The sequence below is a fragment of the Candidatus Avelusimicrobium alvi genome (genome assembly GCF_958451995.1).
Classification (GTDB): Bacteria; Elusimicrobiota; Elusimicrobia; order Elusimicrobiales; family Elusimicrobiaceae; genus Avelusimicrobium; species Avelusimicrobium alvi.
In genome coordinates this window covers 51443-57481 of the sequence record NZ_CAUDSG010000007.1, presented here as the reverse complement: position 1 = coordinate 57481, position 6039 = coordinate 51443, and the positions used below count along the sequence as shown (strand labels likewise).

7 protein-coding genes are annotated in these 6039 nt (G+C 55.0%); 2 read left to right on the top strand and 5 right to left on the bottom strand.

Features of this window, described 5'->3' with window-relative positions:
• Window positions 1-263: 263 nt before the first annotated feature.
• The 4 genes from nth to ACQY36_RS02535 are packed head-to-tail and all read right to left on the bottom strand — an operon-like array spanning window position 264 to window position 3388.
• A complete protein-coding gene (nth, locus tag ACQY36_RS02550; protein WP_428055103.1) occupies window positions 264-911 on the bottom strand; it encodes an endonuclease III in 648 nt (215 codons plus the stop codon).
• On the bottom strand, window positions 901-1719 hold the full coding sequence (locus ACQY36_RS02545; protein WP_428077563.1) for a metal ABC transporter permease: 819 nt from the start codon (window positions 1717-1719) through the stop codon (window positions 901-903). The genes nth and ACQY36_RS02545 overlap by 11 nt, the downstream gene beginning before the upstream one ends.
• A complete protein-coding gene (locus ACQY36_RS02540) occupies window positions 1716-2501 on the bottom strand; it encodes a metal ABC transporter ATP-binding protein (protein ID WP_428077561.1) in 786 nt (261 codons plus the stop codon). Before ACQY36_RS02540 ends, ACQY36_RS02545 begins: the two co-directional genes overlap by 4 nt.
• Entirely contained in the window at window positions 2489-3388 is a 900-nt protein-coding gene (locus ACQY36_RS02535) for a metal ABC transporter substrate-binding protein (protein WP_428077559.1), read from the bottom strand. Before ACQY36_RS02535 ends, ACQY36_RS02540 begins: the two co-directional genes overlap by 13 nt.
• A gap of 102 nt (window positions 3389-3490) precedes the next feature.
• On the opposite strand from ACQY36_RS02535, the gene ACQY36_RS02530 reads away from it, so the two are divergent.
• The gene (locus ACQY36_RS02530; RefSeq protein WP_428077557.1) at window positions 3491-4393 is read left to right on the top strand and encodes a DMT family transporter; all 903 of its coding nucleotides are present in this window, start codon (window positions 3491-3493) and stop codon (window positions 4391-4393) included.
• Between the two features lie 3 nt (window positions 4394-4396).
• Window positions 4397-5638 (top strand): threonine synthase, encoded by a 1242-nt coding sequence (locus tag ACQY36_RS02525; protein ID WP_428055093.1) that lies wholly within the window; start codon window positions 4397-4399, stop codon window positions 5636-5638.
• An 83-nt stretch (window positions 5639-5721) separates the two neighbouring features.
• On the opposite strand, the gene ACQY36_RS02520 is transcribed toward ACQY36_RS02525, so the two are convergent.
• A complete protein-coding gene (locus ACQY36_RS02520) occupies window positions 5722-6009 on the bottom strand; it encodes a type II secretion system protein (protein WP_428077555.1) in 288 nt (95 codons plus the stop codon).
• Between the last annotated feature and the right edge of the window lie 30 nt (window positions 6010-6039).

The following is a 6039-nucleotide window of genomic DNA, read 5'->3' as shown; positions in this document are numbered from 1 at the left end:
CTGCCGGCCAATGCCCATAAAATCCAGTTTTACGCGGCGCGTTTTACAACTCGCTACCGCTCAAACAAATAAAACGCTTCTCCCGCGTAAAACGGATTTTATAGACGGGCGAAGGCCGGAGTAACAACGGCAACAACACGGCTAAGACCTGCATAAAACGGCAAAACGGCTGCAGCGTGCCTGGCCCAAACGCCTCAAGCTCCGCCCTTCATAGACAGAAAAAAACCTCCCATCCGGGAGGCTTTTTAAAATCAGCAACATTTCTACGCGGAAACTTTCACGCCGTTCTTCGGGCACCAATGCGCCAGCGTACAGCGCGAACATTCCGGCTTGCGCGCATTGCACACCTGCCGCCCGTGCAAAATAAGCGCAATGCCAAACCAGCCCCAATACTTATACGGAATAAGCTTCATCAAATCCTGCTCCACTTTCACGGGATCGGTCTGCTTGGTAAGCCCCAGCCGGAAAGACAGTCTTTTAATGTGCGTATCCACCACAATGCCTTCGGGCTTTTTAAAATAATCCCCCAGCATCACGTTGGCCGTTTTGCGCGCCACGCCGCGAAGCGTCAGCAAATCTTTCATATTTTGCGGCACTTCCCCGCCGTACACTTCGCAGATGCGCCTGGAAGTTTCAATTAAAGACAACGCTTTGCTGTGGTAAAACCCGGCGGAATGAATCAGTTTTTCCACGTCTTTCACTTCGGCCGCCGCCAGCTTGTCCGCCGTCGGATATTTTTTAAACAAGCCGGGCGTGATTTTATTGACGCGTTCGTCCGTACACTGTGCGGACAAAATCACCGCGCACAGCAGTTCCCACGCACTGCCGTGGTGAAGCGGAATGATATGCTCCGGGTATAGTTTTTTAAGTTCTTTGACAACGGCCGTTACGTCTGTTTTTTTAGCGGGCATGGAGTCCCCCCGTTTTGGAGTAAATGTACGCACCGGCCAGGAAAAGCAGGTTGACTAAAATAATCGTTGCGCCGGACGGAATGTTAAATAAAAACGATAAATAAACCCCCGCCCACACGCTTCCCACGCCAAACGCGGCGGACAGCCATAAAACCTGTTTAAACGTGCGGGAAATCAATAAAGCCGATACGGGCGGAATAATCAGCAAAGCCGAAATCAGGAAAATGCCCACCACTTTAAACGCCAGCACCACCGCCACGGACGTAACCACCACCAGCGCGGTATTGACGGCGCGCACCGGCACGCCGCGCGTGCGCGCGAAAGGTTCGTCAAAGCAGGCGGACGTTAAATCGCGGTAGAAAAAGAACAGCCCCGCCAGCACCGCCGCCAGCAGAATGCCGCACAGCACGGCTTCGTCCCTAGACACGGTTAAAATACTGCCGAATAAATACCCCAGCAAATCGGTGTTAAACCCGCCGGCCAGCGCGGTAATCAGCAGTCCCACGGAAAGCCCCGCCGCGCTGACGATGCCGATGGCGGCGTCCCCGTAGATTTTAAATTTCTGCGTAATTTTCATAATGCCTAAAGAAGACAGCACCACCACCGGCACCGACATATACACCGGGTTCGCGGACGTGAGCAATGCAACCGCCACCCCCGTCAGGCAGACGTGGCTCATCCCGTCGCCGATGAGCGACAGCCTTTTAAGTACCAGAAATACGCCCAGGAGCGCGCACGAAGCGGCCACCAAACTCCCGGCAGCCAGCCCGCGCTGTACAAATCCGTAGCTTAAAAATTCGGCAATCATTTTCCCCCTCCGCACGAGCACCCCAGCGGGCAGTGCCCGTGGTTATGCAAATGGTCAATGGTATGCTGGGCAAAAGCGCCGAGTTTTTCGGCCACTTCTTTGGAATGGCAAAACTCTTCTTTCGTACCGAAAAAGACGAGTTTCTTGTCCACATACATAAATTTGGAAATATATTTGCCCACTTCCCCGGTGTCGTGGGTGATGAGCAGAATGGTTACGCCGCGCTTGGCGTTAAGTTCGCCCAGCAGATTAAAAAACATCTCGCGGGATTCCGCATCCAGCGCGGTGGCAGGTTCGTCCAAAATAAGCAGTTCCGGCCGGCTGACCAGCGCGCGCGCCAGCAGTACGCGCTGCTGCTGGCCGACGGATAAATCGTGAAAAATGCGCCCGGCATACTCGCGCGTGCGGGTTTTTTGCATGGCGTCGTACACTTGCCTTAATTCGCCCGCCGATACGCCGCTTCCTCTGTGCGAAGAAAGCCCCATCAGCACCACTTCTTCGGCCGAAACCGGAAACCGGCTCTGCGATACCGGGCTTTTCTGCGCCAGATAACCGATTTTATGCCAATCTTTAAATTGAGCCAGTTCCGTGCCGAACAGCTTAATTTCACCCGAGCCTTTTTCCAGCCCCAGCAACAGTTTTAATAAAGTGGTTTTACCGCCACCGTTGGGGCCGATGAGCCCCACGTAATCGCCCGCTTCCACGGAAAAAGAAATATTTTCCAGCACCGGTACGCGCACATACGCAAAGCGCAGACCACGGGCTTCAATTACGCTTGGCATCCGAGCCCCCTCTGCAGGCTTTCCAAATTGCGCCGCATCAGTTCCCCGTATGTAACGCCTTGGTCAAAATCCTGCTTGCTTACGTGTTCCACGGTGTAGAGCGGCAGCACCTGCGCGCCGGTTTCGCCCGCCACGGCGGCGGACAAACGCGGGGAAAGCGTTTCTTCGGTAAAAATCACGCGCACGTGATTGTTTTTAATAAACTTTACCAGTTCCGCCAGCTTGCGCACGGAATGTTCCCCGTCGTGCGAAGAACCCGCCAGCGCGGAAAGGGACAAATCGTAATTTTTGGTTAAATTTTTAAACGCCAAATGCCCTACGTGCACGACTTCGCGGCTTTGGCAGTCGGCCAGGCCCTTTTTATAAGCTTCGTCCAGCGCGGTCATTTCTTCGTCAAACGCTTTTAAATGGGCGGCGTACGCGTCTTTATGGGCGGGGTCTTTCTCCGCCAGCGCGGCGGAAACGGCTTTTGCAATTTGTTTGACGTTGTTAAAATCCATCCACACGTGCGGGTCGTCGGAAGCGGCGGCGTACTGCGCCGCCTGAAGAACTTGCGTATTTTCCCCCGCGCCGGAAGCAATATCTTTAGCCCATGGTTCAATCCGGTCCGACACGTACACAAACAAATCCGCCTCCCTTACTTTTACAAGCGCGCCCGGTGTGGGTTCAAAAGAGTGCGGCTCGGCATTGGCGGGCAGCAGCATGGATACGTCCGCCCGGTCCGCCGCCAGCTGTTTCACCAGCGTATACGGCACATAGCCCGAAACCACCACACGCGGCTTAGCCCCCTGCTCCACGGGCATATGATGACGGCGCGGCGCAGGCCAAAGCCGCCACACCAGCGCGGCCAGTAACAGAAAAACAACGGCAGGCAAATATCTCTTCATAAAAAACTCCCCCTAAACTCTCTATGGCTATATTATACGATTTCCCGGGCCCGGGCGGGAGCGGGGCTTACAATTTACTATAATGTAAAAAAGGAGAATTCTATGAGCTACATACTTGCGTTGTGTCTGTCGTTATGCTGGGGAACGGCGTTCCTCGCGTCCAAAAACATTGTGGAAAACCTGCCGCCCTACTGGGGCACGTTTTACCGCGTACTTGCGGGGCTGTGTTTCTTTATCGTTTTGTACGGCGTACAGCGTAAGAACTTAAAATGCCCCGTCAAACAATTATGGCGCCCGTGGACCATCGGCTTCCTGCTCATTTTGCTCCCGTTTGCGGCTATCTCGTGGGGCCAGCGGTTCGTCGCGCCCACCATCGGCGGTATTTTTAACGGCACGGTGCCGATATGGTCGTTTATCGCCGGGGCCGTACTGCTTAAAGGGGAAGACCGCTTTACCTGGCGGCGCGCCATCGGCGTAACGGTGGGTATGGTCGGCCTGCTTATTATCATGCGCCCGATGATTGCCGCCGCACAGCTGGACGCCAGCCCGCTCGCGCTCTACGGCTGCATTGCGTTTTTGATTATGGCGTGGTCGTACAGCTTGGGCAACGTGCTTACCAAAAAAATTATGGTGGACAGCAACGCCATCCCCTACGAAGCCAACACCTTCCACCAATACCTTTTCTCCGCCGTCGTATTGCTTATCGTCTCGTTTGCTTTTGAGCCGCTCCCGCCCGCTTCGGCGTTTACCACCAAAGTGGTGCTGTCCATCATCAGCGCGGGCGTGTTTTCTTCCGCCGTGGCGTTTTTGCTGATGGTGGCGCTTATCAAACGCTGGGGCGCCACGCGTATGGCCTCCGTTACGTATTTTACCCCCGTAGTCGCAATGGCGAGCGATATGATTGCGTTTGGCCGTATGCCTTCCGGCGCGGAAATTGTGGGGCTGTTGTTCATTTTCGGCAGTTTGGTAATGATTCAAAAGAAAGTAACACCCGAAAGCAAATAATATATGAAAAAGATTTTAAACCTCCAGTGCATTAACTGCGGCAAAGAACATAAAACGAGCGAGGCCAACTTCGTTTGCACGGCCTGCGGCGGGAACCTGGAAGTCAATTACGATTACAAGCTGATTTCCAAACGCTTCAGCATAGGAAAGCTCAAAGACAACCGCGAGTTTGACATGTGGCGCTATATGGACCTTTTGCCCATCAACGACCACGACAAAGTGCCCCATGTACACGTGGGCTGGACGCCGCTCTACCCGTGCAAAGACCTCGCCAAAGAGCTCCACATCTCCAACCTCTTGATTAAAGACGAAGGCCGCAACCCCACGGGCTCCATCAAAGACCGCGGCAGCGCGGTGGCCGTGGCGCGCGCGCTGGAACTGGAACAGGGCGTCATCGCGGACGCTTCCACCGGCAACGCGAGCGACTCGCTGGCGTGTCTGACGGCCAGTATGCCGATGAAAACCGTCATCTTTGCGCCCAAATCCGTGCCGGACCCGAAGCTGGTGCAGTTACTGGTATACGGGGCGGAAGTCATCGGCGTGGACGGCTCGTACGATGAAGCGTTTGAACTCTGCAAACAATCCGTGCAAAAATACGGCTGGTATTCCCGCGCCGCCGGGTTCAACCCGTTTACGCGCGAAGGCAAAAAAACCTGCGCGTTTGAAATCTGCGAACAATTGGATTGGGAAGCGCCGGACAAAGTGATTGTGGCCGCCGGGGACGGAACCGTGCTGGCCGGCCTGTGGAAAGGGTTTACCGATTTTAACAAGCTGGGTATTATTGAACGTATGCCGCAGATGATTGCCGTGCAGGCCGAAGGCAGTGCGGCCATCGCCCGGGCGTTTAACAACCGCACCGAAGTGCAATCCGTCGCCGCGCACACGGTGGCGGACAGCATTGTAGTCAACTATCCGCGCGACGCGGCGCTGGCCCTGCAGGCCTTGCAGGAATCCAACGGCCTCGCGGTAACGGTGACGGATGAGGAAATTTTAAAAGCCATCCCGGAACTGGCGCGCAAAGCCAACATTTTCGCCGAACCCGCCGGAGCCGCCACGTACGCCGCGCTAAAAAAACTGGTGGCCGATAAACAAATTGAACGCGACGAATCGGTCGTGCTCGTAGTGGGCGGAAACGGGTTAAAAGACATTGACTCCGCCATGCACGTCCTGCCCAAAGTATGCGTCATTCCCCCGACCATGGCGGCCGTGGAGGACGAACTGAAAGCCAAGGGCTTTATCAACTAGTTTACCCGCAAAAAAGGGCCTCCCCCGCTGAGGGTGAGGCCCTTTTTTACACGAGATTTTAACCTTCACTTCGTATAAGCGGCTTATTTATTCATTTGTTCAAACGCGTCCAGGCTGGAACTGCGCACTTCAGTCGGCACACAAATGCTGCCCACCTGCCGCCCGTTGCACGGGTTGCGCGCCGCAGCCGGCTGCGCCCCCGCCTTGGCGCCCGGCGTTTGGGAGGACGCGGCGGGCTGCGTAAGCCCCGGTACGCTCATCATCTGCCGCGTCTGCCCGGCATAGCGTTTCAATATAGCCGCCATCAAAATACCCACAATCAACACGGCAATTAACATCCCGATAAGGCCAAACCCCTGTGTCTTTTTCATAAACACTCCTTTTGGTTATTGTAGCAAAAA

Excerpts from the sequence above, each read along its gene's own strand:
- ACQY36_RS02545 (WP_428077563.1), bottom strand. The coding sequence starts at position 1,719 with ATGATTGCCGAATTTTTAAGCTACGGATTTGTACAGCGCGGGCTGGCT.
- nth (WP_428055103.1), bottom strand. The coding sequence starts at position 911 with ATGCCCGCTAAAAAAACAGACGTAACGGCCGTTGTCAAAGAACTTAAA.
- ACQY36_RS02540 (WP_428077561.1), bottom strand. The coding sequence starts at position 2,501 with ATGCCAAGCGTAATTGAAGCCCGTGGTCTGCGCTTTGCGTATGTGCGC.
- ACQY36_RS02530 (WP_428077557.1), top strand. The coding sequence starts at position 3,491 with ATGAGCTACATACTTGCGTTGTGTCTGTCGTTATGCTGGGGAACGGCG.
- ACQY36_RS02525 (WP_428055093.1), top strand. The coding sequence starts at position 4,397 with ATGAAAAAGATTTTAAACCTCCAGTGCATTAACTGCGGCAAAGAACAT.
- ACQY36_RS02535 (WP_428077559.1), bottom strand. The coding sequence starts at position 3,388 with ATGAAGAGATATTTGCCTGCCGTTGTTTTTCTGTTACTGGCCGCGCTG.
- ACQY36_RS02520 (WP_428077555.1), bottom strand. The coding sequence starts at position 6,009 with ATGAAAAAGACACAGGGGTTTGGCCTTATCGGGATGTTAATTGCCGTG.